A 24,998-nucleotide genomic window follows, 5' to 3' on the forward strand; every position below is an offset into this window, starting at 1 on the left:
ATGAGGCCAAGGGTGATGATCGCAGGGGAAAGGAGCGGGGTCGGGAAGACGACCGTGACCCTCGGTCTCCTCGCGGCGCTCAAGGCCAGAGGTCTCGAAGTGCAGCCATTCAAGGTCGGCCCCGACTTCCTAGACCCGATGCACCATGACATGGTGTGCTCTCGAAGGTCGAGGAACCTCGATACCTGGATGTTCCCTTCTTATGTCATGAGCTCTTTCCTACGGGCCTCAAAAGGCGCGGACATCTCGGTCATCGAGGGGGTGATGGGGTTCTATGATGGATACGATGGCATCTCGGAGGAGGGCAGCAGCGCACACCTGTCAAAGCTCCTCTCCTGCCCTGTGGTGCTGGTGCTCAACGCCTCATCATCGGCCAGGAGCCTTGGTGCCGTGGCGATGGGCTTCAAAGAGTATGACAAGGATGTCGAGATCGCCGGGGTCGTCTTCAACAATGTGGGCGGCCGTAGACATCTTTCGATGTTGGAATCTTCATTGAGGGGGGTCGAGTGCCTTGGAGGACTTCCTAAGGCCAAGGACATCGGGCTGGAGAGCAGGCACCTGGGCCTCATACCTGCCAGGGAGGGGGACAATTCTCCTGCCTACGAGGGCATGAGAGCATTGGTCGAGGAGCATCTGGATGTCAAAAGGATCATTGAGATAGCGAGGTCCGCAAAGAACATCGAAGATGTGGTAGATGACATGCCGTCAGGACTGAAGAGATGCAGGATCGGCGTAGCGTTGGATGCAGCGTTCAACTTCTATTACGTGGATAATTTTGAGATACTTCGGTCGTTGGGGGCGGAGATCATCGAGTTCTCACCTTTGGCGGATGAGCTTCCGGATGTGGACGGCCTTTATTTCGGGGGAGGATATCCCGAGGTCTTCGCTCAGGGTCTTTCCTCCAACCTTAGGATGATGGCCGGAGTGAGGAGGGCCGCTGATGATGGGATGCCGATATATGCCGAATGCGGTGGCCTTATGTACATGTGCTCATCCCTGAGGGACCTGCATGGACGTACCTACAAGATGACGGGCATCTTTGATGCCGAGGTGGAGATGACAGAAAGGCTCCAGGCGCTCGGATACGTGAGGGCTAGGACATTGAGGCCCAACCTGCTCTCAGACCCGGGTGAAGAGCTCAGGGGGCATGTGTTCCACTACTCCAGGGTGACCAGGGTGGAGGGCGAGATGAGCTACGAGCTGGACAAGGACAAGGGGATCGTCGGGGGGCTCGACGGGCTGTGCCATGAGAACATCCTTGCTTCATACCTTCACCTCCATTTTGGTTCGGCGCCCAAGGCTGCGAGAAGGTTCGTTGAAAGATGCGTTGAGCACTCAAGACGATGAGCCTTGAAAAATGTGCCAGATGGGGGTTGCGATCGGAGCTGTTCTCGTCCATGATGGACACTGAGACCGTCGTAAATGGGATCTGTTAACATCCATCGTGATCAGAACAGGCCCTGGTTATAATTTTATTACGAATTTTCAAAAAGTAATACTCTAATAATTTGAAATGCCTATGCATGGCGGAAAGGTCGGTTCATTTGGATGCCTGGCAAAGGGAATGGATGGAAAAGGGGGAATTGTTGCCCGACCATCTGTTGGGCCGGACACCGATGGATATTGCTTCATTCTGGGATGGGGAAGCGGACCATTACGTATCTGGCCCCGGCTCGCTAAGTGAGGTGGACAAGGCCATCCTGACCTTGCTCGCACAGAACGGCGATCTCAAGGAGGAAGACCTCGTCCTCGACATCGGATGTGGTCCTGGCCAATATTCGAATTTTTTCGCTGGACTTGTGCGAGGCGTTGTGGCTTTGGATATCTCTAGCAAGATGATAGGGCATGCTATGGACCTATGCAGGAAAAACGGTCGGAACAACGTCGAATTCATGAACATGCCATGGGAGGACTTCAGCTCAGAGAGGTCTTTTGACCTTGTGTTCGCATCATTCTGCCCTGCGATATGCAACCTTGACGCATTGATAAAAATGGAATCGCTGTCAAGAAGGAGCTGTTGCATCGTTACAAGAGGAGGTCCGTGCCATGTGGACGAACATCTTCAGGCATTGGGCCTGTTACTCGGCATGAGGTTCTCCGACGAGGCGTATATGGCCCCCCTCATCATCGAAGCACTGGAAGGACTGGGAAGAAGACCACGTTTGCATCATTTCAAGATCGATCGCCCTAAGGCCATTGACCGGAAGCTCTCCATGTCGATCCAGCGTTTCATCGCGGCTTACTCAAGGGGGATCGGGGAGGGCGATAAGGAGCTTTTTCATAGGATACTTTCCTCGATAAAATGCCCTCAGAGCATCGTCATGACCGTGATAATTTGGTCCCCGCGCTTGTGATCCGAGGGTTCTCAGGGCTCATATTGCTCGATCTCTCATTTTTGAAAAATCTTTTATTTACTGAGGTCTTACCGTTCTGATTTTCACCGATAGGTGGTCTAAATGACAAAAGGAGTGCTAGTGGTAGGGCATGGGAGCAAGCTGCAGTTCAACAGGGACCTGGTTGTGCACATGGCCGACGTCCTGGACCGTAGGAAGGAGTTCGGACCGGTGACAGCCGCCTTCATGCAGCTGAACGAGCCGACGATCAAGCAGGGCATAGAGAAGCTCGTAAGGATGGGGGTGGACGAGATCTACGTGCAACCGTGCTTCCTGGCATCAGGGATACATCTCACTGAGGACATCCCTGGGGAACTAGGGTTCAAGAAAGGGGATACAGCGGGTTCGATGGTGGTCGAAGGGAAGACCATCCAACTGAAGTATTGCGGACCGATCGGCGCAGATGACAGGATAGCAGATATCCTGGCCGACCGTATCAGAGAAAGGGTCAAGAAGGGTTGAACTTGAAAGTGTTGGTCCTCGACCAGACCCACGGCGGAGACAGGATCGGCCGGGAGCACAGGAGGCTCGGCCATGATGTCACTCTGGTGGACGTATACGGCACGATGAGCGCCGAGGAGAGGCGGGCGCTCAGGGACGAGGGGATCAGATGCGAGGTCAGGGCACCTCCAGAAAAGTTCGACCTGGCCATAGTACCCGTGCATTGTCCTGATAGGTTCCTGGCCGATGCCAGGTACGATGAGAGGATAACCCATCATGAGGCGGTAGGACGCCTGGTCAGGTTCAAGATGCCGGTCATCGAGGTGACGGGGGTCAGCGGCAAGACCTCGGCATGCCACATCATTGCGCATATGCTTTCCATGACAGGAAGGACCGTGCTGCTGCACACATCCCGCGGGGATCTACGCCTAAAAGGAGACAAGATAGAGGTAATAAAAGAGAAGACGAGCATCGCCCCCGCCTCGCTCATCGAACTTGCGGGTCTGGAAGGGTTCGATGTCGCAGTGCTGGAGGAAAGTCTAGGCGGTTGCGGCATCGGCGATGTATGTTGCATAACGAACCTGAACGATGACTATGGCATCGCGGGCGGCACGAGGAAGGCCCTCGACGGCAAGGTCCAAATGGTCCGACTTGCGAAGAAGAAGGTCGTTTTCCCCGAGAGGGAGAGGGACCTTTGGTCCCCATATCTTCCAGAAGGGGTCGAGGACACCACCTTTGGGAGCGAGGGGGATGTCCATGTCGAGTTCGGCAGGGAACTTCAGCTGGGAGTGCCGCTGGAGTTGAGGGTCTTCGATGGTGGCTCAGTATACTCTGTCAGCCTTTCCAGCATGTTCTTGGCACCTGCATATACGAATGCTTTCGAGACATCTCTGGCCGCCATGAAGGCCTTGGGGATCGACATGGAGGCCACCGTCAGGTCCCTCAGCTCGTTCAAGGGCGTACCTGGGAGGGGGGAGATAGAGCGAGAAGGCATGTGGTACATGGTCCGCGAGAGGAATCCGGGGGTCGGGGCCAGGAGCATCGGCTGGAACATCTCGATACTTGAGGACCTGTACGGGATCTCGGACATAGGGCTCGTCATCGACCCGGTCAATGCAAAGGTATGCGAGAAATTGGACATGCATGCGGTCCTGCGTGTTGTGGCCGAGAAACATTCGGTAAAGAAGGTCTATCTCTTCGAGAGAAGGTGTGGTGAGGGCAGACGATGGCCGGACCTAGAGAGGATCAAGAACGCCTATGAGGTCTGGGGGAAGCACAAGGTGGTTCTATGGTGCACCAAGGAGGGGTTCCTTTGAACGACATCCTGCACCCAAGGCCGAACCCGATAATAGCGGCGATGTACACCCTCCGTGACCTTGATGTGGACGTCATAATCATGCATGGCCCTGCTGGCTGCGGCTTCATGGCCTCCAGGAGACTTGAGGAGGCGGGCGTGAGGGTCATCACGACCGGCATGCAGGAGAACGATCTGATCTTCGGGGCGGAGGACAAGCTCGCGAGGATACTCAAGAAGGTCGAGGAGGACTTCAGGCCCAAGCTCGTCGGTATCGTCGGCACCTGTGCCAGCATGATAATCGGAGAGAACCTCGACGGCGCGATAAAAAAGGCAGGGCTCAGAGCGAAGGTCATCCCCGTCGATACGCATGGATGTTCCGGACCTAATACCAGCGGGGCGATAAGGACGCTCGAGGTCGCGGCCGAGAGAGGCATCATCTCCAATGAGGAGTTCCTCAGACAGAAGGAGATGTTGGTCAGGGCCACCCTCATCGAAAAGGACAGGGGGATCACCTCCAAACAATACCTTGAACCTCATCCAGGCGTGACAAAGCTGACGGTCGCCCTCAGGATCGTCGATGCGCTGAGGCAGGGCAAGCGGGTCGCGGTGGTGCTCAACGCAAAGAAGGAGACCGCCTATGGCTTCGCTGACATCATGAGGGCCATGGAGGAGGCAAGGTCGAAGTTAGGTGGGGAGGTCGTCCACATAGGAAACCTTGATCCGGATGTCGGACTGCCAAGGATCAGACGTTACGCCAGGAACATACTGAGGGACCTGGAGGCCGCCAATGTCAAGGTCGTGGAGCTGACCGGAGGCCTGGACGAGTACCCCGTGGCGGCCGAAAAGGCCTCGATGCTCCTACAGCAGGGCGGATATGACCTGAGGATAATCGCTGGCCTTCCTCACCATCTTACTGGTCTCCGGAAGGACGATGTGCTCGTGACCGACCAGCCCAGAGAGCTCAGGAACTACATACAGAACGGTTTCGAGCTGTCGGTCGGCGAGGTCACCACGCATGCGGACGTGATGAGGACGGACAAGGTCATCAGGAACGAGCTGGGGAACACCATCAGGGAGGTAGCGGAGAAGGGATACCGATGAGACAGATCGCAATATACGGAAAGGGAGGGATCGGGAAGAGCACGATATCTGCGAACCTCGCGGCCTGCTTCGCCGAGATGGGCAAACGGACGTGGTATATTGGATGCGACCCAAAGGCCGACGGCTCGATGACGCTGCTGGGAGGAAGGAAGGTGCCTACGTTCCTCGAACAGATGAAGGACGGCCTTCGGCCAAAGGACTACGAGGTCTCAGTGGGCTATAAGGGCGTCAGATGCATAGAGGTCGGCGGACCAATGGCTGGGGTAGGGTGCGCTGGAAGGGGGATAATCGTTGCAGTGCAGGCCCTTTCGAGGGACCACTTCAATGAGGAGATCGATGTCATCATCTACGATGTTCCTGGGGATGTCGTGTGCGGGGGCTTTGCCGTACCTCTCAGAGAGAAGTACGCCAATGAGGTCTACATCGTCACCTCGGGAGAGTACTTGGCCATGTATGCGGCCAATAACATCGCAAGGGGCCTTAACAACCTTGGCGTCAACCTTGGCGGGCTGATCTGCAATTCAAGAGAGGTCTTGAAGGAAAGGGAGGCGGTAGAGGCCTTCGCGTCACATATTGGTTCAAGGATGATCGGTTTCATCCCCAGGGACCCTATGGTCAGGGTCTGCGAGAACAAGGGAAGGACGGTCATTGAGTGCGAGCCCTACAGTGCCCAGGCCGAAGAGTATCGCAGACTGTCCAGGGCGGTCTGGGAAAATGACAGGTTCTCTGTCCCGAGCCCGATGGACCCGGAATCCCTCAGGCAGCTCCTCAGGGAGGTCTCAGGATGACATCGAGAAGGATCGTGATCGCTGGGGCGGGAAGCGGTGTCGGGAAGACGACGATAGCCACGGGCATAATGTCATTGCTCTCGAAGAGGATGAAGGTCCAGGCGTTCAAGGTCGGCCCGGACTTCATCGATCCCATGTTCCATTCCGCGGCCACAGGCAGACCGTCGAGGAATTTGGACTCGTTCTTCATGGATGAGAAGACCTTGAAGAACCTTTATGGATGGGCCACAAGGGACGCGGACATGGCAGTGATAGAGGGCGTGAGAGGATTGTATGATGGCCTCACCTCAACCGGTGACATTGGGAGCACGGCCGAGATCGCGAAGCTGCTCAGGGCGCCTGTCGTGCTCGTCGTCAACGCAAGGAGTCTTGCGAAGAGCGCCGCGGCACATGTGCTCGGCTTCAAGATGCTGGACCCTGAGGTCCGGATCGACGGTGTCATCCTGAACCATGTTGCCGGGGCGCGTCATCGCGAGAAGGCCAAGGAGGCCGTCGAAAGGCTGACGGGAACAAAGGTCATCGGATGCATAGAAAGAAGGAGGGAGAGGCTGCCAGAGCGGCATCTTGGACTTGTCACGGTCCCAGAGAAGGAGGATGTCGGGGCGACGATGAGGCAGGTCGAGGAGCTTGCCATGGAGGTCGATATGGACTCTCTCCTGGCCATCGCTGAAGGTGCCCCTGACATACAGCTTGACGAGAGATGTCCCTACCCAAAGGCATCGAGGGCCGGCGTCAAGGTCGCGGTCCCCAGGGACAGGGCATTCTCTTTCTACTATCACGAGAACATAGAATCGATACAGATGGCCGGTGGGGAGGTCGTGTTCTTCCGGCCGACGGAGGGCGATAGGCTGCCAGATGCTGATGCCTATTACATCGGCGGTGGCTACCCTGAGATCTACGCGGGACAGATATCCAGGAACAAGGATTTCAGGGATGGGCTCCTTGCGGCCTCAGAAGAGGGGAAACTGATATATGGAGAGTGCGGAGGCCTGATGACCCTTTGCAAGAGGATCATCGACGGGCCATCTGGCGCCCCGATGGCCGGGGTCTTCGATGTCGATGCCGAGCTGACCGTCGACAGGCAAGGACTGGCATATGTCAGGGCGAAGGCCACCGAGAAGAACTTCCTGTTCCCAGGCATGGACATAAGGGGGCACGAGTTCCATTACTCGAGGTTGGTGCCCCTGCCGACTGGGCCCTATGCGTTCGATGTGCAGAGGGGCACGGGCATCGACGGGTCGCACGATGGCCTCATCAAGAGGAGGACGATAGGGACCTATATGCACCAGCATGCCCTGGCGAACAAGGCGTGGGGCGGAGCGTTCGTGCGAGAGGCCGCTTTGTGATGATCATCGCGGTCTTCTCATTGTGACCTCATAAAGGTACTTATCGAAAGGGTACGAGCCTTCGACCGATTGACGGATGGAAAGTATCTCCCATCCCTTCGACAGCCTCTTGATCTTCTCTTCAGTAAAGAAGTGCACGATGAATCCCATCTGGTTCTGATACATGTCCTCTCCACAGTGCTTTCCCTTGCCATAGTGCGGGTCCTTGTCGCTACGGACGGAATATATGTTATAACCACCTGGCCTGAGCACCCTTTTCACCTCATCCATGATCCTTCCCATCTCCTCCTCGGTGAACTCCATCGTGAAGAACATGTGACTGTATACAGCATCAAATGAGGAATCCGGGAATGGAAGGCCGGCCTTGGCGTCTATCCTGCACAATCTCAGGTTCTTGATCAATCCATTGCAGGATGTGCACTCCTGAAGTTGGTCCAATCCCGTCTGGCAATAATCTATGGCAGTGACCTCAAAGCCATTCTTCAGGAACATGACCGTGTCCCTGCCCTGCCCACATCCCAGTTCCAGCAGTTTTTTGAGATTGTGCCTCTTAAGGACCTCCGCGGAGCGTATGCCGAACTCGCTCGGCTCGTTCCCAAAGAAGTCCCTCTTCGAGGAGTAGCTCTTCTCCCATATCATCTCCTGCGTCGGCCCCTTGTCCTCGACCATTTCATCACCATATCCTCCAGGGGGTTCTCCCTGATTTATTGTTGACGGTATTTATCCTTCACAGCCCTACCACTTTCAATCCGAGAGACGACTCTAAGGTCCTGGCGAGCTTGACCAGGTCCTCCTCGTTCCTGCGATGGACCACCTGGACCTTCTTGTTCTTCAAAAAGATAGCTACGGCCTTTCCCTTCCCCCTTCCCTCATGAGCTACCAGCTCTATCCTGTCGATCTCGTCCTTAGGGATGAGGCCTGGCAGTCCCATTTTCGCTCCTAGCCACGTCGACCTGAACTCTATCCCTTCCGGGAAAACCATGATGGGGTATGCGAAAGGCGTCGATATGGCCATTGAAAAAATGTATGCGAATATCGCCATTGGCACTAGGAGGGCCAAGAGGAAAAGCATCTCGAGCGGGACCTGCCCATCATAGATTTGGTAAAATACGAATGCGGTGGCGCATATGGCGATCGAGGACGCAAATGGATAGGCCAGCTTCATGATCTTATGTATCTTCACATCCATCCCATCGGGCCGTATCTCCACCAGCAGATCTCTTTTCCTCGCCCCTCCGCCGACCATGAAGTGCTGATGGACGAGGGAGGATATCAACGATGTCCCGTCCTACCGTTGGTGGAGAAAAGGGCATCACCTGGAAACAATATTATATGGTCCCCGTGCGTTCAAAGGTTCATGCCGATAGGCGACCCCATGGGCGGTGAATCGTATGACCTCGGCAGAGGTAAGCTCAAGAGGGTGTGGATGGTAAAGGTCCCGGTGAACGACCTTAAAAGGGCCGTGGATTGGTACACAGGGGCCCTTGGTCTAGGTCTTGTCCATGACCGTTCCGCCGATAATTGGGTAGAGGTGGGCCTTGTCGATGAGAATGTGAGGATAGTGCTCTTCGTCCCAGACCCAAGGGAAGATAAGAGGCCAGGGACCGATACGGGCATCATCTTCGCCACTGATAGCATCTTTGAGGTCCACAGAAGGCTGGTCGATGAGGGGGTCGATTTCATCATTAAACCTGAGAGGCAGGCGTGGGGGGGCCTCATGGCCGTGTTCCTCGACCCGTTCGGGAACAAGCTCGGCATCCTGGAGGAATCTGAAAGGCCGAGCTAGGTCTCCTTGGCCATGATCGGTTCGAAGGGACGGCCTTTGACCTCATTCAAAAGACCATGATGCCAAGGTGAGCGAATTTACTTTCCAAGATATCTCCTGACGTCGGCCGCGCTGCATCTGGCATGAGAGATCGTGTCCCTTATGTCCTTGGGCGCCTCCATCGATCCGGCCAGGAAGATACCATCGGCCCTAGATGTTGATATGGCCATGATCTCATCAGACGTCAAGGGGAGACCGTCCCTGTCCATCCCGACACCACAGGAGGAAAAGAGCGTCCGCTCCTCCTTGGATGTCCTGAGGCCCACGCTCAGGACCACGAGGTCGGCCTCGATCTCATATAGTTCTTTCAACAATGTGTTCTCCCCGCACACCGATAAAGAGCTGTCCTTTTGGAGGACCATTGAAGGCTGCCCCCTGATGAAAACGACGCCTTTCCTCCTCGCTTCCTTGTACGCATCCTCATAGCCCTTGCCATGTGTCCTTATGTCGATGTAAAGCACGAAGCACCTCGTTCCAGGGTGCATCTCCCTGATCAAAGACGAGTTCTTGATGGCGTTCATGCAACAGATGTTGCTACAATATCTGACGCCTCTTCTCTCCACCCTCGACCCCACACATTGCACAAAGACCACCGTCCTTGGTATCGAACCATCCGATGGTCTCTTCACCTTACCAGAGGAGAGCATCATCTCGAGGTCCAAGGAGGTGATGACATCAGCGAACCTTCCGAGCCCGAACTCGCGGATAATGCTGGCGTCTATCGGCTCCAGACCAGTCGCCAGCACCACAGCCTTTGAGCGGACGGTAAGCTCGTTTTCGCCTGAGTTCACTTCGGCCAGGAACGCAACGTCATCTCTTGAGATGCGGACGACGGTCGATGAGGTCAGGATATCGACCATATCCCTGTCGATCTTAGAGGATAATTCAGCTATTATCTGATGTCCAGATACCTTTGAGGGGAAGACGTGCGAGATGAGAGATGTCCTTCCGCCCGGCCTGTCTCCCTTTTCGACGATCACCGACCTTATCCCATCCCGGGCGAGCTCCTTCGCAACGGTCAGGCCCGCGACTCCTCCCCCCACGATCAATACATCGGTCACCCTCATCCTAGCCCGCTCTATGACCGTATCTTTTCCTGAATAATTGAATCTTGCATCCTCGGATGGCCGGCGTGACTGGGCCGATACTCTTAAATGGTTTCCTTTGGAATCGAGGAATGGTGTTCCAATGTTAGAGATAGAGGATCTGTCCGTCGAGGTCGGTGGGAGAGAGGTGCTTCATGACGTGAACCTCTCTGTCATGGCCGGTTATACCAATGTCCTGTTCGGACCAAACGGCTCGGGGAAGTCGACCTTGTTGATGACAATAATGGGTTTCAGCGGTTACAAGGTGACCAAGGGGAGGATAATATTCAATGATGAGGACATCACGCACAAATCAGTGTCGGACAGGGCCAAGGCAGGCATTGGCCTCATGATGCAAAGGCCGCCGAACCTTGTGGGCGTCCAGCTCGGGAACCTTCTCAAGATCATGAGCAAAGGGAGGGTCAGGCCAGAGGCCCTAGCGGCGGACCTAAATATGACCAATTTCCTGACCAGAGATGTCAATGTCGGGTTCAGCGGAGGGGAGATCAAGAGGTCGGAGCTCCTGCAGCTGGAGGCGCAGAACCCGTGCTTCATCATGCTTGATGAGCCGGAAAGCGGCGTCGATATCGTCTCGATAGAAAGGGTGGGAAAAAAGATCCATGACCTGTTGCAAGGAACCTCCTGCGCAGGTAAGAGGGAATCCACTGGAAAGGGGGCGCTTGTGATCACCCATACTGGACAGATCCTTGATTATGTGAACGCTGACAGAGGGTATGTGATGTGCAAAGGGACGGTGGCCTGCACTGGAAACCCTAGAGAGCTGCTGCATGAGATCAGAACGAAGGGATATGATGAGTGCATCAGTTGCAACATCAGAAAGAGGAACGTCAGGCACATCGAGGTAGAGGGGGCCGAGTGATGGCGGACGACCAAGATGTGAGAAAAAAGGCCGAGATGGCAAAGGAGAAGAAGGCCGCCTTTGGTCAGGACATAGAGCTAGAGAAGTTCTCATCCGCAAGGAAGGACCTGGCAAAGGCCAGCAACCTGACCGAGCTAAGTGATGAGGACAAAAGGACCCTTCTGAATGTCGGCGTCCTTCCCAACGAGGAGGGGCGCTCCGGCTCGTTCGTGCTCATGGACAACACCGTTGTCCATGAGAGGCAGATGGGGACCGGGGTGGAGGTGATGTCCCTCCAGAAGGCACTAGGTGTACATGACTGGCTCAAGGAATATAGCTGGAAGGCGGTCCAGCCAGATGCTGATAAGTACACCTCAAGGACCTTTCTTGAGGAGGCGGACGGTTATTTCATCCATGCTCTTCCAGGTCAGAAGGTCAGGATGCCCGTCCAGACCTGCCTCATGTTGAAGTCGAAGGACTCTGCGCAGACGGTCCATAATGTCATAGTCGTCGAGGAAGGGGCCGAGCTAGAGGTGGTCACTGGGTGCAGCACGAGCAAACATGTAGACCGAGCGTTGCATCTGGGCATATCCGAGTTCTACCTTAAGAGGAACGCCAAGCTCACCTTCACTATGATACACAACTGGGCGGAGAATATCGGTGTCCGCCCAAGGACCGTTATCGAGATGGACGAGGGCGCCATCTTCATCAACAACTATGTTGCACTTAAGCCTGTCAGGTCTATCCAAACGTACCCCACGTGCAGGATGAACGGCCCGAACGGGGTCTGTGTGTTCAACTCGGTCGCGGTAGCTCATCCTGGAAGCGAGATGGACATGGGTTCCAGGGTCATCATGAACGCGCCGGGGTGCAAGGCGGAGATAACCTCGAGGACGATCACCACAGGTGGGGTCATGATAGCGAGGGGGCAGATGGTCGGGGCCGCTCCGAACGTGAAGGGACATCTCGAATGCAAGGGCCTGATCCTATCGGACAAGGGGACGCAGATCGCCATACCGGAGCTGGAGGCCAGGGTGCCAGATGTCGAGATGACGCATGAGGCGGCGGTCGGGAAGATAGCTCAGGACCAGGTGGAATACCTGATGTCGCGCGGGCTGACGGAGGAGGAGGCGGTCGGGATAATAGTCAAGGGATTCCTTGATGTGGGCATCAGGGGCCTTCCCCCACAGCTCAAGGCGGAGATCGATGCCACATTGGAACAGGTGGACCTTTCCAACATGTGAACGAGGAGGGCCATCGGGGCGGTGGTACACTCGGTCCTTTTGATCCACTATCGCAGTAAAGGTCAGACCGAAATACAGGAAGAATTTAAGGTCGGTACCTGCCCTTTCAAATCAAACTCCGATGATAGATGAACGATCACATCTCAAGATATCTATGTCAATAGTTAATTGGACGATGTGGGCTTCGAATCAGTGCCCATGGTCATAGGTGTATGTGACAGCAGAGGGCGGATAAATGACGGTCCGTTATTTTTATTAAAATATTATATAATTATATAACATATTTTATAGACCTCGGTCCTTTTTATGTTAATGTATTAAGTCTTGGGTCTGCAATTCCCGGCGCATGACCGTTAGACTCGGACTTGGCATTGACAATGGTGGTACTTTCACTGATGCGGTCATCGTCGATCTGGACACGAAGAAGATAATATCGAAGGCAAAGAGCCCCACAACCTACGACGACCTATCGGTCGGTATACTTGGGGCAGTGGACGGCGCCTTATCGGGATGCGATGTGGACAGGTCTTTGATCAAGCTTGTAGGTATATCCACGACCCTTGCCACAAATTCCATCCTCCAAGGAAAGGGGGGTCATGTCGGCCTGATAGGCATCGGCTGGAGACCTGACCCAGAATGGGACCTTGGCGCCAGTAAGATGCGTTTCATCAAAGGTGGGTGCGACTCGGTCGGTCGGGTGCTCCAGAGCATAGATGAGAGCGAGCTGGATGATGCCATAGAAGAGGTCACGAAAGAGGTCGATGCCGTTGTGGTGTCCGGCATGTTCAGCGTCTGTAACGGTCATCAGGAGATACGTGTGAGGGACGCGGTCAGGAAAAAGGCGGGGCTACCGGTCCTGATGGGGCAGTCCTTCACTTCTGAGCTTGGCATCTATGAGCGCACGGTAACGGCCGTACTGAACGGCAAGTTGCTTCCGATAATCAATGACTTCTTTGACGGTATTGAGAGCTCCATGAGGGCAAGGGAGATCACTGGTAGGATCTTCGTCTTCAAAGGAGATGGGGGCATGATGAGCATATCCCATGCAAGAGAGGTGCCTATCGAGATGGTGTTATCCGGCCCAGCGGCTAGCCTCATGGGAGGAAAGGTCCTATCAGGACTGGACGAGTGCTGGGTCATCGATATGGGCGGGACATCCACCGACATCGCCTGCCTTGATGGAGGGTTCCCCCGCCTCAATATGGAAGGGGCGATGGTGGGCAATTGGAGGACGAGGGTCAAAGGCATCGATATCTGGACCTGCGGTCTCGGTGGGGATTCGATCATAAGATTGGACAAGGACCGAGGTCTGGTCGTTGGGCCTGAAAAGGTGATGCCTTTGGCAATCGCATCCGTGAGATATCCCGGCTTCAAGGCCAAATTGGAAGCGAGCAAGGACCTTGAACATTACACGCCAGTCAAGGCGGACATAAGCCGCCTGACAGAAAAGGAGAGGACGGTCTATGACTTCGTCAAAGGACATGCCCCCTGTTCCTGGTTCGACATGATAATGGGCCTCGAGGGAAAAGCGATGGTCACATCCACCCTTTTGGAAAGCATGAGGCTTAGAGGTCTGCTTATGAGGACTGGACTGACGCCGACAGATGCTCTTCACTTCCTAGGGAAATTCAGGTCTGGGGACGTCGAAGCGTCCCGGGTGGGGATGTCCTTGATGTCCGAGAGGATGAGCGAGGACGCGGAAACACTTGCGAAGATGATCCTGAAACTGATGGTCACCAGGGTGGGGGAGGAACTTTTAAAGAAGGCCTTGGTGGACTCGGGCTCGAAATTGGATGGGGGAGGCGCATTCCATAAGCTCTTGAGAGGAGCGACAGGCCATGAGAGCGTCGGAGGGTACAATATCAAGATGTCCCCTGGGCGCCCCATAGTTGGGATAGGGGCCCCGGCCAAGGAATTTATCCTTCCGCTCAGAGAGCGGATCGACGGGGATGTCGTGGTACCGGAGGGCCATGATGTGGGAAACGCCCTGGGCGCCGTATGCAGCGAGGTCTCAGAGATGTTCTCCGCACAGGTCTATGCCAGGGACGACAAATATCTGGTGTTCAGCCCTATGTCGTCACCATCACAGTATTCCAGATTAGAGGAGGCGATATCATCGGCAAGGGCTTACACTTCCAGCGTGGTCAGGGACAGGATCGCCAAGCAGGACGTGGAGGACGTCCGCATACGTGTTGATGTGATCGAAAAGAAGTTCCCTGATGGGTTTGGAAGGGAGATGAAGTTCGTCAATTGGGTGGATGTAAGGGCTTTGGCTCTCGCAAGACCGAGGCTTAGATGATGTCTCATTGATGAACAACAATGTACATATTGAAGCAATTACAGTCGCTTGAATCGGCCGGTTTTAACAGTATATAGAAAGTTTTATGGTCAATCCCATGATTCATATATGGGAATTCAAGGTGGGCATTTACGAAGGAGAAGGAAGAACAACCGAGCTTGCGGTGCTGGACGCTATCGAAAAATTGAACAAGCAGGACAGGAAGGAGATCGCGCATATCGTGATCGATCCTGTTGCGATGTTCATCCTGAGCATCACCTCACGCAGGTGCATGACGGTGAGCGACATCTCGCCAGCAGTGAACCTTCCTATAGCTACATGCTACAAGATCGCCCCACAGACGACCATTGACATTACAAAGGTCGACGAGGTCAACGAGCTAGAACCTGATGCGTCCTTGTTCGGGAAGAGGGCCAAGGTCTTTTGAACCACGGACAATGATTATCCGTCCTCAAGGCATTGATGACCATTGATCATATTATGATAGTCGTAAAACGGTCGGGAGAGAGGGAGCGTTATGACCCTTCAAAGACCAAGGCCTCCCTGCTCAGGGCTGGTGTTTCCGCCGCAGAGGCGGACCGAATAGTTGAAAGGTTGCGGCCAGAACTATATGATGGCATCACGACCGAGGAAATATATCGCAAGGTCAATATGATGCTCGATTCGGAGCGAAAGGCCAAGTTCGGGCTGAAGAAGGCGATCATGAACCTAGGTCCAGACGGCTATGCCTTCGAGACATTCATCGCCAAGCTTTTCGAGGCCATGGGATATGAGACCAAGTTACGTCAGGTCCTGCAAGGACAGTGCATCCAACACGAGGTCGATGTGATCCTTCTGAAAGACCGCGCCAGCGAGATAGTGGAATGCAAGTTCCACAACTCACAGGGTATCAAATGCTCGGTCCAGACGGCCCTATATACCTATGGGAGGTTCCTGGACCTTCAGTCCATAGATGGTCATCAGGCGATCTGGCTCGTCACCAACACCAGATTCTCGAGCGATGTGGTGAGATACGCTGAGTGCATGGGCATGAAATTATTAGGCTGGAGATACCCAGATGGAAGAGGCCTGGAAGAGCTTGTCGAAGAGCACAGGCTTTATCCCATGACCGTAATGGATATCAGGAGGGCCGATATGAGGGCGCTCCTTGAACATGATTTCGTCCTGGCCAAAGACCTGCTCGATAGAAAGGAGGAAATACGCAGGACGCTTCCATGGGTCGACATCCGGAGTGCGTCCAAGAGCGCTGAGGCGTTGTTACATTGAGGTTTTCAAATGAAGATATGCTTGGTGCTGGGCACAAGACCTGAGATCATAAAAATGGCGCCCGTCGTCCGTGAGCTGAAGACGAGGGGGCTGGACCATTATGTGGTGCATACTGGTCAGCACTACTCTTATGAGATGGACAGGGTCTTCTTCAAAGACCTTGAACTGCAGGATGCGAAGTACAATCTCAACGTCGGCTCAGGGACGCATGGTAAACAGACAGCGGCCATCCTTGCCGGGGTGGAGAAGGTCCTCATGCAGGAGAGGCCGGATGTCGTTCTGGTCCAAGGTGATACCAATACAGTGCTGGCAGGGGCCCTGGCCGCCGCAAAGATGGGCATAGACATAGGACATGTCGAGGCCGGTCTGCGCTCTTATGACCGTCGGATGCCAGAGGAGATAAACAGGGTCATGGCAGACCATATATCAGACATCCTGTACCCCCCGACCGAGAGGTCGAGGTCAAATCTTTTGGCCGAGGGCATATCATCAGAAAAGATGGTTGTTACAGGAAATACGGTCGTTGATGCGGTGATCCAGAACCTTGAGATTTCCCGGAGGAGGTCCAAGATCTTGGAGGCCCTCGAACTCCGTTCGGACGCATATATCCTGGCGACGGCACATAGACAGGAGAACGTCGATGACAAGAGAAGGATGTGGGCCATCGTGGAGGGCCTGAAGAACGCCTCGAACGAATCCGGCCTTCCAGTGATCTTCCCCATCCATCCTAGGACAAGGAAGAATATTGAGAGCTTCGGGATCGTTCTTCCTGAGGAGATCAGGCCAGTAGAACCATTAGGATATCTGGACTTCCTACAGCTCGAGGCCAACGCCAGACTTCTCATGACAGATTCTGGTGGTGTTCAAGAGGAGGGGTGCATACTTCACGTCCCATGTGTGACCATGAGGGGCTCGACCGAGAGGCCTGAGACGGTCGAGGTCGGCGCGAACACCCTCGCGGGCATCGACGCGGTCGCGATGGCTGAGGCCGCCGGGCAAATGTTAATGAAGAAACGGGATTGGCCTAACCCTCTTGGGGATGGGATGGCCGCGAAGAGGATCGTGGAAGACCTGATGCAAAGGTACTTCTGATAGACGGTCCACGGATTGCAAGGGAATTAGCCATCTCTTTTATAGAGAATAATGTTCTTAAGCGACAAGCTCAGATGGCTTATTGGCCGATAGGATGTGACAAGATGGAGCAGGCAGACGAGATCGATGTTCAGACCGTCAAAGGGGAGGATGTCAAACTGTTGAAGAAGCTTGGAAAGATAAAGCACAAGATCATCGTGATGAGCGGGAAGGGAGGGGTTGGAAAAAGCACGGTGGCAACCAATCTTGCCATGTGCATATCGATGCGAGGGCTGAACACGGGCATCATGGATGCCGATATACATGGCCCTAATATCCCAAAGATGCTGGGCGTGGAGGATGCGCCCTTGATGGCGGACGGGGAGGGGATATTTCCGGTCGATGTCACACCGCACCTCAGAACGATATCCATGGCATTCCTTCTGTCCGATAAGGACTCCCCGGTCGTCTGGAGGGGACCGGCCAAGATGGGTGCGATAAGGCAGTTCCTCTCGGATGTTAACTGGGGGGACCTCGACTATCTCGTGGTCGACCTGCCACCGGGCACTGGTGATGAACCGCTCAGCGTCGCCCAGCTCATCCCTGAGGCGGACGGCGCGATCATCGTGACCACGCCACAGGACGTGGCCCTCCTCGATTCCAGGAAGTCCGTCATGTTCGCCAAGAAGTTAGGGCTGCCAGTACTAGGGATCGTTGAGAACATGTCGGGGTTCAAGTGCCCTCATTGCGGTGAACAGATCGACCTGTTCAAGGTAGGGGGAGGGGAGAGGGCCGCCAAGGACCTTGCGGTGCCTTTCCTGGGAAGGGTCCCTATAGACCAGGCGATGGTCATATCTGGAGATGAGGGTAGGCCCATCGTCCTGAGCGCCCCTGATTCCCCTGGGGCAAAGGCATTCGAGGAGATCGCAGAGAAGGTCATTAGCACGATCGAGTCGCAGTCGCCAAGGAGACCGACCAAGAGGATGTGAGCATGAGGGTCTGCGTGACAGCAGAGGGCACCGACTGGGACGCCTTGGTGGCCGAGGAGTTCGGTCATGCGCCGTACCTTTTGATCATCGAGACGGACACCATGTCCTTGGACGTGTTCGACAACGTCCTCGTCGACACGGATATAGGATACGGTATCCAGACCGCAGAGAATATCGTGAAGCTAAGGCCTGACGTCGTCATCACCGGGTTCATCGGGCCCCATGGTGTCAAGAAGCTTGAATCGAAAGGTATCAAGATCGTGACCGATGAGGAAGGGACAGTCTCGCAAGCGATCGCCTCCTTCAGACGGAGACAGGCGCGAGGATGATCTATGATCTTTCTGCGCCTCCACATATATTTTGCCTTTCGCACGATGAACAGAATTGATTGTTCATCGACGAATTATCGTCGTTTATCGTTGTGGACCGACGGCATATGTTAATTTATTATCTAATTCTCAAAGAATAATTTCGATAATCGTTAAAATCAATGGTTAATTCGTCAAATATCGTAGAGTAAATAACATAGTTTTAAGTACCCTTCCGCGAGTAGCTGCCTCCCATGCAGGATGCATTCGACCATCCAGGCAGGAAAAGGAGGAAACGCTCCCCCACCGGGGCCCCTCCGCCACTCTGTGGTAAGATCTCGAGGTGGAAGGTCATACCCCGGACCTATACAATGACCAGGACGTGGAACGACCTTGGTGCGCCCAGCATGACGAACGATGGAAAAGGAGGATGGGGCTGATGGAGAAAAAGGTCCTTTTGCCCACGGACAGTTCCCTCCCGGCCCTGGTGGCGACTATCGAGGCGGTCAAGATGGCAAAGGAGAGGAATGCCAAATTGATCATCCTCAACGTCGTGGAGATGACCCCGGTCACCGGTGTCGAGGAGCAGGCGGAGAATGTTGCTCTGAAGAGATGCTCTGACATTGATGGGATGGCCTTTGCGAAGGCGCTCGCGATGAGAGACGGAGTACCTTATGAGGAGGTCATCAGAGAAGGGCCGGTCTCTGGCGAGATAGTCAACGTCGCGAACACGATGGGAGCTGAGGTCATTGTCATGGGGAGCTCGGCCCCCAGCGGCCTCAGGGGATTATATCTCGGCGATGTCGCGAGGGCGGTGGCCAAGCATGCCAAGTGCGAGGTGGTCACCATCAACCCGACGAAGGAGCAGGGCATGAGCGCACTTGAGCTCGCAAGGTCCCTTGATGGTCGTAGGAAGCCCGTGACGGTCAAGCATCTGACCTCGACAAAACAGTTCAAGGTGGGGCTTGCGCTCTTCGGGATATATGTGGCGTTCTATGCGGCCCTCATGATCATGGGAAGTTTCGAACGGGACCTGATGTCTGAGAGGTTCCTCGGACTCAATGTCGGTCTCGTGATGGGGATACTGGCTATCTTCATAGCGATAATAATGGCGATCTTGTTCAATTGGTATGCGGTAAAGATGGAGAAGGCCCAGGAGGGCTGAGCATGACCGAGGCGTTGACCAACGACTTTAAACCTTTAGCCTTCGGGCTGTTCGTGGTGATCGTGATAGCGACCCTCGCGATCTCGATCTATTTCTCTAGGAGGGTGCGTACGGCAGGCCACTACTACACTGCTGGCGGTGGCGTTAAATGGTTCGTGAACGGGGTTGCCTTCGCAGGCGACTACCTCAGCGCGGCATCCTTCCTCGGCATAGCCGGCATCATAGCCTTCAGCGGGTTCGATGGCTTCATCTACGGCATCGGATTCCTGGCCGGATGGATCGTGGCGCTCTTCCTCATAGCGGAGCCGCTCAGGGTGATGGGCAAGTTCACGTTCGCGGACGCCCTGGTGTCGAAGTTCAAGAGCAAATATGTCAGACTGGCGGCGGCCATCAGCACCCTTGTGGTGAGCATATTCTATCTCATACCGCAGATGGTAGGGGCCGGTACGATCATCCAACCATTGATCGGGTTCCCTTATGAATGGGGGGTGCTGATCGTCGGGGGCATCGTGATACTGATAGTGGCCACCGCAGGGATGGTCAGCACCACGTGGGTGCAGTTCATCAAGGCCCTTCTGCTGGTGATAGCTGTCATCACATTGACCGTCGGTGTACTGGCCGTTTCTGGGTTTGGGCCTATTGAGTTCATCCAGGAATTCCTGGACAACGGGGCCGTCAATCCATCGACAGGTAACTTCGCGCATACCGGTGACGCGTTCATGTCACCAGGTCTGAAGTTCAAGGACCCGTGGGACTTTGCGTCACTATGCCTGGCATTGCTGCTCGGGACGGCCGCGCTGCCGCACATCCTGATCAGGTACTATACTGTACCGAAGCCATCGGATGCCAGAAAATCCACCGTGGTAGCGATCATGATGATGGGGCTGTTCTATGTCCTGATACTCTACCTAGGACTGGGTGCCAACTATTTCGCGGGCCAGGGAGAGTTCGTAGTGAAGGACTCGAACCTTGCCGCTCCTACGCTGGCCAACTTCATTGGGGGCGAGGTGTTCTTCGCGATAATATCCTCAATAGCGTTCGCTACCATCCTTGGTACTGTTTCAGGGCTGATCATGGCATCGGCAGGAGCTATCGCTCACGATATATACACCGAGATCCTTGGTAAAAAAAGGTCTGACAAGGCCGCGCTGAGGGTCTCCAAGCTGACGGCGGTAGGGGTCGGTCTGCTGGCGATCATGCTTGGCATACTCATGAAGGGCGAGAACGTCGCATTCCTTGTGGGCTTGGCCTTTGCCATAGCGGCCTCGGCGAACATACCTGCATTGATAGGGACGCTTTTCTGGAAGAGGGCGACGGACAAGGGCATCATCGCCGGGATCATCGTCGGTCTGGTGAGCGCGCTTGTGCTGATCTGGTTCAGCCCCACCTATCAGGACGACCCGTTGTTCCCACTGACCAACCCTGGGATTGTGAGCGTACCATTAGGGTTTGTATCGATGATAGGCGTCTCGCTATTGACAGGAAAGAAGGGCGATTGAACGGCCAGTTAAAACCTTTTTTTCATATTTTTAATTCTTTGATACTTTTTTTAATGATTATCAAAATCTACCGCCAATATGGAGCGTTTTTATATCCTGAGATAAATCATCTCCTTCCGTGGATGAGCTTATCCTCCTTGGGCTCGCGGCGCTTGCCATGACGGTGACCGCGGTTGTCCTATCCTATCTCAGCCTGAGCGGGAGCAAGCAGGACCTCAAGATCGTTTTCATCGCCCTGATGTTCTTCGAGGTCTTGATAGGATGGTCATATTATCTTGACACTGCATCATCGACCATTGAGGAGAAGCTTTTCTGGAACAACCTGGAATATGCTGGGTATCTGGGAGCCACGGTCACTTTTCTCCTTTTCGCATTATTCTTCACCGGCAATAAGTATGCTGGCAAAAAGGTCGCGATGCTTTTGGTGGTCCTAGCCATCATTTTCCAGGCCATTGTGGTGAGCAACGATCTTCATGGTCTCTTCTATGGTGATGTGAGCTTACCAGAGGATGTCTATACCACATTCGATGCGGAATATGGGCCTTTGTTCTATGCGTTCGCATCGTTCGACATGCTGGTAATCATAATTGGGAATGCCGTTTTGATCAAACATTATATAAGCTCGACCAAGGCGCACAGGCGGGGCGCTGGTCTGGTGATGGTCGCTGGCGCCATCTCCCTTCTGGCCGTCATATTGAACTTTTCTCTGTTGGGCCACGCCCCAGGCGGATTTATCGTCATGATAGGGCTCATCTTTGCAAGCATACCTCTCTTCATCGGTGCGTTCAGCTTTGAGCTCTTCGATATGCTGCCTTTCGCAATGGACCGTGTCATGGACACCATGCAGGACAGCGTGCTTGTCCTGGATGAGAAGAGCAGAGTGATGTTCATGAACCGTTCTGCAGAGAGGCTCAGCGGTCTGATCTCCAAGGATGCTTATGGTCTGCCCATAGAACGCGTCCTTGCGAGGTTCCCGACCAATGCCTTCGATGTTCCCGATGATATTGAAGAGGGTCGGTCATCAAGACCGGTGTTCGAGGTGGGTGATGAGCATTTTGAGGTCGAGGTCAGCCCGATCCTCGATCAAAGGAATTCTCTAGTGGGGAGGATGGTCTTGATCAGGGACATCACCCTCCGAAAGGTCTTCGAAAAGGATGCAAAGATGACGCATGAGAAGCTGGACCTCCTGAACAGCATAACAAGACATGATATCAAGAACCAGCTTGTCATCCTCGATGGCAGGATAAATCTGGCCAGGTCCAAGGTCTCAGACCCAGAGGTCCTGAGGCATCTCGATGAGGGCCTGCGGGCCATAGGGAACATCGAGAAGCAGACCTCCTTCGCAAAAGATTATCAAGAATTGGGAAAAAGGGCCCCGACATGGCAGTCGCTTGAAAGTATCTTCAGAAACATCGTCCAGGTCCAGGACATGAGAGGTGTAAAGGTATCGATGGACACGGATGGTGTCGAGGTATTCGCCGACCCCCTTTTGACCAAGGTCTTTTACAACCTTGTCAACAACTCTCTTTCGCACGGGGGGGAGCTGAGCAATATCACCGTCGATGCCAAGGAGACCGATGGGCACCTCGAGATCATCTATAGGGATGATGGGGTGGGCATTCCTATCGATGAAAAGAAGGCCATCTTTGAAAAGGGAAGAGGTCGCCACTCAGGTTATGGGCTGTTCCTGTCGAATGAGATCCTCCACATAGGTGGGATGGAGATGATCGAGGATGGTGAGCCTGGGTCCGGTGCAAGGTTCAGGATCACCATCCCAAAGGGCTCATATCGTTTCGTCGGGTAAGGAGGACCTTATAATTTCAGGTAAGGTAGCTCTACCCTTACTGGGTCCACTATGGTGGTGGGCTCGATCGGGTTCGGCCCCAGCTCCCTGATGGTCTGCACATATTCGTTTATCGTCCTCGCATAGATGTCAGGTTGCTCAGAATCGACGAACTTGATCTGGAACCTGTTCTCGTCGAACCCATATTCTTTAAAGACCATCTTTAGGAGGGTCATTCTCTTACGTGTCCTCATGTTGCCGATGTCATAATGGCACCTGCCAGGTTTCCCAGCTAGCACAAGGACGCCGTCGGCGCCCAGGGACATCGCCTTGATGATCCATTCAGGGTCCACCCTTGCAGAGCACATGACCCTTATTGTTCTGAATCCGGTATCGATAGGCATCCTCATGAGACCTGCCTGGTCAGCGGATGAATATGAGCACCAGTTACAAGTGAAGACAATGATGTTGGGGAACGACCCCTTTTCATCTTTGTGGGAGAGCAGGTCCTCGATCTGGGCGACCATCTGCCTGTTGGAGAAATAGGTCTGGTCCAAGGCCGAGGTAGGGCAGGCCGAGACGCAAGCCCCACAACCCACGCAGGCCTTGGGGTTCACGGTCGCCCTGCGTTTCCCTTCATGATCCTTATCTGGAAGCACGTGGACAGCGTTCACGTTGCAGACCGATTCGCACACCCCACAGCCCGTACAGCGCTTCTTATTGACAAAGGCCACGTTCCCGAGGTCGCTCGGCTGCTGAAGGGCCACCTTAGCAACGGCCATGGAGATCATGTCCCCCGCCTTTCTCGTCGCCCCCTCCCTGTCCTCGAAGTGCACCCAGGCGACCTGTTCCCTTATATTCGCCATCTCTATCATCATGCGGTTTAGACCCGCACTTTGGACCGTATCCTGGAACTCGTTAAGATATAGCCTCGGCGTGCAGGCCGCCACCACCACCCTGTCCAAACTTTCTTTCTTGATGATGTCGACCATTTCTTTCCTTGACCTCTCATGGCACAGATAATCGACCAATTTGACCGTGACGACATCCGACGATCCTTCGATCCTTGAGACGATCTTGTCCATGTCCAAACTAAGGTCTTGCTGGCCACCGCATCTGCAAACGAATACGCCGATCCTTGAACCGTTGTCCTCTGTCATCAAGATCTACCGTTCCCATTTCTTATTCCGAGCGCACGACCGGGAAAAAAACGAACCGCCGCGTATTTATTGCATTCGCTGGGGTCCTCCATGTGGACGAAGAAAATGTATATCAAGCAGTTCTTCGGGCCCTCATATCCTTGACCCCGTCCCTGAAACACATCATCTCCATGTCCAGCTCCGCCCTTACTTTTTCGATATTGAGGCAGGAGCTCCCTGGTCTTCTGGCGATCAATCCTGCCTCCTGCATTGTGATAGGTTCGATCAAGGACGGGTCCAAGGAAAATACCTCGGCCACGATCAAAGCCATTTCATAACGGTTCATGCAATCAGGTCCGGATGTATGATATGTTCCCTTTTTACCTGACCTCATCAGTCTGCTCATCACAGAGGCGCAATGTGGCGCATAGGTCGGGGACACATACTGGTCTCTGAAGACCCTTACCCTATTCCCCTTCCCGAGCTCTCCGACCAGCCAAGTGACGAAGTCCGGTTTCAGAGGACGGTCGGGACCATACAGGACCGAGACCCGGCAGACAAGGTTGTCCCTGCCTGCATCCAATGTACATCTCTCACCCTCAAGCTTGGTCATGCCGTAGATGTTTATCGGATCTGGGTCATCGAACTCATAATATCTTGAGCCCTTCATCCCATTGAAGACATAATCGGTGCTGATGTAAAGGAGCTTCGCACCGGTCTTGGAACATGCCTTGGCCACATTCATCGTCCCGACGGCGTTCACCTCCCAAGCGGTCGTCGGCGACCTTTCGCACTGGTCAACGTTCGTCATGGCGGCTGAGAGATAGACATGGTCTGGACGAAGGGATGAAATGACCGTTTCGACCGCATCGTTGATCCTGATGTCAAGATGCAATCCTCCTTCTTCATCGCTCCCCTTCGAGGAGCTGTATGTCCAATGGACCTCGTCCCCTTCTGCCCTGAGCTGTCGCACAAGAGAGCGCCCCAACAGCCCGCTGCCGCCGATCACAAGCGCGATGGACATGGAGATGTGAGATGAGTGAAGCGACTAATAAAATATCTATAAAAAATTGTCAAGACTTAAATATGGTCTCGATTTT

The 24,998-nt window shown here is 54.3% G+C and carries 25 protein-coding genes; 20 read left to right on the plus strand and 5 right to left on the minus strand.

Annotation, left to right across the window (positions count from 1 at the left end; genetic code table 11):
- The 7 genes from cobB (HPY73_01815) to cobB (HPY73_01845) all read left to right on the plus strand — a co-directional run bounded on the left by cobB (HPY73_01815) (position 1) and on the right by cobB (HPY73_01845) (position 7,366).
- Complete coding sequence (cobB, locus tag HPY73_01815) at positions 1-1,347, plus strand: hydrogenobyrinic acid a,c-diamide synthase (glutamine-hydrolyzing) (GenBank protein QLH74311.1); 1,347 nt, start codon at positions 1-3, stop codon at positions 1,345-1,347.
- Between the two features lie 221 nt (positions 1,348-1,568).
- Positions 1,569-2,354 carry a methyltransferase domain-containing protein gene (locus HPY73_01820; GenBank protein ID QLH74312.1) on the plus strand — a complete coding sequence of 262 codons (786 nt, stop codon included), beginning with the start codon at positions 1,569-1,571 and terminating at the stop codon, positions 2,352-2,354.
- A gap of 102 nt (positions 2,355-2,456) precedes the next feature.
- Positions 2,457-2,855, plus strand: a complete 399-nt coding sequence (gene cfbA / locus HPY73_01825) for a sirohydrochlorin nickelochelatase (GenBank protein ID QLH74313.1) — start codon at positions 2,457-2,459, stop codon at positions 2,853-2,855.
- 2 nt (positions 2,856-2,857) lie between these two features.
- Entirely contained in the window at positions 2,858-4,150 is a 1,293-nt protein-coding gene (gene cfbE / locus HPY73_01830; protein QLH74314.1) for a coenzyme F430 synthase, read from the plus strand.
- On the plus strand, positions 4,123-5,232 hold the full coding sequence (cfbD, locus tag HPY73_01835) for a Ni-sirohydrochlorin a,c-diamide reductive cyclase catalytic subunit (GenBank protein ID QLH74315.1): 1,110 nt from the start codon (positions 4,123-4,125) through the stop codon (positions 5,230-5,232). Before cfbE ends, cfbD begins: the two co-directional genes overlap by 28 nt.
- Positions 5,229-6,020 (plus strand): P-loop NTPase, encoded by a 792-nt coding sequence (locus HPY73_01840; GenBank protein QLH74316.1) that lies wholly within the window; start codon positions 5,229-5,231, stop codon positions 6,018-6,020. The genes cfbD and HPY73_01840 overlap by 4 nt, the downstream gene beginning before the upstream one ends.
- The gene (cobB, locus tag HPY73_01845; GenBank protein ID QLH74317.1) at positions 6,017-7,366 is read left to right on the plus strand and encodes a hydrogenobyrinic acid a,c-diamide synthase (glutamine-hydrolyzing); all 1,350 of its coding nucleotides are present in this window, start codon (positions 6,017-6,019) and stop codon (positions 7,364-7,366) included. Before HPY73_01840 ends, cobB (HPY73_01845) begins: the two co-directional genes overlap by 4 nt.
- Positions 7,367-7,369: 3 nt before the next feature.
- Here cobB (HPY73_01845) and HPY73_01850 read toward each other — a convergent pair whose 3' ends face one another.
- Together HPY73_01850 and HPY73_01855 are read right to left on the minus strand one after the other, a co-directional pair.
- Positions 7,370-8,035 (minus strand): class I SAM-dependent methyltransferase, encoded by a 666-nt coding sequence (locus HPY73_01850; protein ID QLH74318.1) that lies wholly within the window; start codon positions 8,033-8,035, stop codon positions 7,370-7,372.
- A 58-nt stretch (positions 8,036-8,093) separates the two neighbouring features.
- Positions 8,094-8,612, minus strand: a complete 519-nt coding sequence (locus HPY73_01855) for a hypothetical protein (GenBank protein ID QLH74319.1) — start codon at positions 8,610-8,612, stop codon at positions 8,094-8,096.
- 3 nt (positions 8,613-8,615) lie between these two features.
- Between HPY73_01855 and HPY73_01860 the strand changes: the two genes are divergently transcribed.
- Positions 8,616-9,152: a VOC family protein gene (locus HPY73_01860; GenBank protein QLH74320.1), complete on the plus strand. Its 537-nt coding sequence runs from the start codon at positions 8,616-8,618 to the stop codon at positions 9,150-9,152.
- A gap of 77 nt (positions 9,153-9,229) precedes the next feature.
- Here HPY73_01860 and HPY73_01865 read toward each other — a convergent pair whose 3' ends face one another.
- Entirely contained in the window at positions 9,230-10,258 is a 1,029-nt protein-coding gene (locus HPY73_01865) for a CoB--CoM heterodisulfide reductase iron-sulfur subunit A family protein (protein QLH74321.1), read from the minus strand.
- Positions 10,259-10,379: 121 nt separating this feature from the next.
- Here HPY73_01865 and HPY73_01870 point away from each other — a divergent pair, with 121 nt between their 5' ends.
- From HPY73_01870 to HPY73_01925, 12 genes are all read left to right on the plus strand, one after another.
- Positions 10,380-11,156, plus strand: coding sequence for an ABC transporter ATP-binding protein (locus HPY73_01870; protein ID QLH74322.1), 777 nt, complete (start codon positions 10,380-10,382; stop codon positions 11,154-11,156).
- Positions 11,156-12,379 (plus strand): SufD family Fe-S cluster assembly protein, encoded by a 1,224-nt coding sequence (locus HPY73_01875; GenBank protein ID QLH74323.1) that lies wholly within the window; start codon positions 11,156-11,158, stop codon positions 12,377-12,379. The genes HPY73_01870 and HPY73_01875 overlap by 1 nt, the downstream gene beginning before the upstream one ends.
- A 346-nt stretch (positions 12,380-12,725) precedes the next feature.
- Positions 12,726-14,678, plus strand: a complete 1,953-nt coding sequence (locus HPY73_01880) for a hydantoinase/oxoprolinase family protein (GenBank protein QLH74324.1) — start codon at positions 12,726-12,728, stop codon at positions 14,676-14,678.
- Positions 14,679-14,775: 97 nt separating this feature from the next.
- Positions 14,776-15,105: a hypothetical protein gene (locus HPY73_01885; protein ID QLH74325.1), complete on the plus strand. Its 330-nt coding sequence runs from the start codon at positions 14,776-14,778 to the stop codon at positions 15,103-15,105.
- A 53-nt stretch (positions 15,106-15,158) separates the two neighbouring features.
- On the plus strand, positions 15,159-15,944 hold the full coding sequence (locus HPY73_01890; GenBank protein ID QLH74326.1) for a restriction endonuclease: 786 nt from the start codon (positions 15,159-15,161) through the stop codon (positions 15,942-15,944).
- Between the two features lie 9 nt (positions 15,945-15,953).
- Positions 15,954-17,036, plus strand: coding sequence for a UDP-N-acetylglucosamine 2-epimerase (non-hydrolyzing) (wecB, locus tag HPY73_01895; GenBank protein QLH74327.1), 1,083 nt, complete (start codon positions 15,954-15,956; stop codon positions 17,034-17,036).
- Between the two features lie 104 nt (positions 17,037-17,140).
- Positions 17,141-18,004, plus strand: a complete 864-nt coding sequence (locus HPY73_01900; protein QLH74328.1) for an Mrp/NBP35 family ATP-binding protein — start codon at positions 17,141-17,143, stop codon at positions 18,002-18,004.
- A 2-nt stretch (positions 18,005-18,006) separates the two neighbouring features.
- Positions 18,007-18,333 (plus strand): hypothetical protein, encoded by a 327-nt coding sequence (locus HPY73_01905; protein ID QLH74329.1) that lies wholly within the window; start codon positions 18,007-18,009, stop codon positions 18,331-18,333.
- Between the two features lie 233 nt (positions 18,334-18,566).
- Positions 18,567-18,752: a hypothetical protein gene (locus HPY73_01910; protein ID QLH74330.1), complete on the plus strand. Its 186-nt coding sequence runs from the start codon at positions 18,567-18,569 to the stop codon at positions 18,750-18,752.
- Entirely contained in the window at positions 18,752-19,477 is a 726-nt protein-coding gene (locus HPY73_01915; GenBank protein QLH74331.1) for a universal stress protein, read from the plus strand. The genes HPY73_01910 and HPY73_01915 overlap by 1 nt, the downstream gene beginning before the upstream one ends.
- Positions 19,478-19,491: 14 nt before the next feature.
- On the plus strand, positions 19,492-20,976 hold the full coding sequence (locus HPY73_01920; GenBank protein ID QLH75607.1) for a cation acetate symporter: 1,485 nt from the start codon (positions 19,492-19,494) through the stop codon (positions 20,974-20,976).
- Between the two features lie 118 nt (positions 20,977-21,094).
- Positions 21,095-22,780, plus strand: coding sequence for a PAS domain-containing protein (locus HPY73_01925; GenBank protein ID QLH74332.1), 1,686 nt, complete (start codon positions 21,095-21,097; stop codon positions 22,778-22,780).
- Between the two features lie 8 nt (positions 22,781-22,788).
- Here the strand turns inward: HPY73_01925 and HPY73_01930 are convergent, their stop codons facing one another.
- Both HPY73_01930 and rfbD read right to left on the minus strand, forming a co-directional pair.
- A complete protein-coding gene (locus HPY73_01930) occupies positions 22,789-23,919 on the minus strand; it encodes a hydrogenase iron-sulfur subunit (GenBank protein QLH74333.1) in 1,131 nt (376 codons plus the stop codon).
- 112 nt (positions 23,920-24,031) lie between these two features.
- Positions 24,032-24,922 carry a dTDP-4-dehydrorhamnose reductase gene (rfbD, locus tag HPY73_01935; protein ID QLH74334.1) on the minus strand — a complete coding sequence of 297 codons (891 nt, stop codon included), beginning with the start codon at positions 24,920-24,922 and terminating at the stop codon, positions 24,032-24,034.
- Positions 24,923-24,998: the final 76 nt, after the last annotated feature.

Source organism: Methanomassiliicoccales archaeon, from assembly GCA_013415865.1.
In the GTDB taxonomy this organism is placed as follows: Archaea; Thermoplasmatota; Thermoplasmata; order Methanomassiliicoccales; family UBA472; genus MVRC01.

Coding starts and splice junctions, on each gene's coding strand:
- cobB (QLH74311.1), top strand. CDS start 1: ATGAGGCCAAGGGTGATGATCGCAGGGGAAAGGAGCGGGGTCGGGAAG.
- HPY73_01820 (QLH74312.1), top strand. CDS start 1,569: ATGGAAAAGGGGGAATTGTTGCCCGACCATCTGTTGGGCCGGACACCG.
- cfbA (QLH74313.1), top strand. CDS start 2,457: ATGACAAAAGGAGTGCTAGTGGTAGGGCATGGGAGCAAGCTGCAGTTC.
- cfbD (QLH74315.1), top strand. CDS start 4,123: ATGGTGCACCAAGGAGGGGTTCCTTTGAACGACATCCTGCACCCAAGG.
- HPY73_01840 (QLH74316.1), top strand. CDS start 5,229: ATGAGACAGATCGCAATATACGGAAAGGGAGGGATCGGGAAGAGCACG.
- cobB (QLH74317.1), top strand. CDS start 6,017: ATGACATCGAGAAGGATCGTGATCGCTGGGGCGGGAAGCGGTGTCGGG.
- HPY73_01850 (QLH74318.1), bottom strand. CDS start 8,035: ATGGTCGAGGACAAGGGGCCGACGCAGGAGATGATATGGGAGAAGAGC.
- HPY73_01855 (QLH74319.1), bottom strand. CDS start 8,612: ATGGTCGGCGGAGGGGCGAGGAAAAGAGATCTGCTGGTGGAGATACGG.
- HPY73_01865 (QLH74321.1), bottom strand. CDS start 10,258: ATGAGGGTGACCGATGTATTGATCGTGGGGGGAGGAGTCGCGGGCCTG.
- HPY73_01870 (QLH74322.1), top strand. CDS start 10,380: ATGTTAGAGATAGAGGATCTGTCCGTCGAGGTCGGTGGGAGAGAGGTG.
- HPY73_01875 (QLH74323.1), top strand. CDS start 11,156: ATGGCGGACGACCAAGATGTGAGAAAAAAGGCCGAGATGGCAAAGGAG.
- HPY73_01880 (QLH74324.1), top strand. CDS start 12,726: ATGACCGTTAGACTCGGACTTGGCATTGACAATGGTGGTACTTTCACT.
- HPY73_01885 (QLH74325.1), top strand. CDS start 14,776: ATGATTCATATATGGGAATTCAAGGTGGGCATTTACGAAGGAGAAGGA.
- HPY73_01890 (QLH74326.1), top strand. CDS start 15,159: ATGATAGTCGTAAAACGGTCGGGAGAGAGGGAGCGTTATGACCCTTCA.
- wecB (QLH74327.1), top strand. CDS start 15,954: ATGAAGATATGCTTGGTGCTGGGCACAAGACCTGAGATCATAAAAATG.
- HPY73_01900 (QLH74328.1), top strand. CDS start 17,141: ATGGAGCAGGCAGACGAGATCGATGTTCAGACCGTCAAAGGGGAGGAT.
- HPY73_01905 (QLH74329.1), top strand. CDS start 18,007: ATGAGGGTCTGCGTGACAGCAGAGGGCACCGACTGGGACGCCTTGGTG.
- HPY73_01910 (QLH74330.1), top strand. CDS start 18,567: ATGCAGGATGCATTCGACCATCCAGGCAGGAAAAGGAGGAAACGCTCC.
- HPY73_01915 (QLH74331.1), top strand. CDS start 18,752: ATGGAGAAAAAGGTCCTTTTGCCCACGGACAGTTCCCTCCCGGCCCTG.
- HPY73_01930 (QLH74333.1), bottom strand. CDS start 23,919: ATGACAGAGGACAACGGTTCAAGGATCGGCGTATTCGTTTGCAGATGC.
- rfbD (QLH74334.1), bottom strand. CDS start 24,922: ATGTCCATCGCGCTTGTGATCGGCGGCAGCGGGCTGTTGGGGCGCTCT.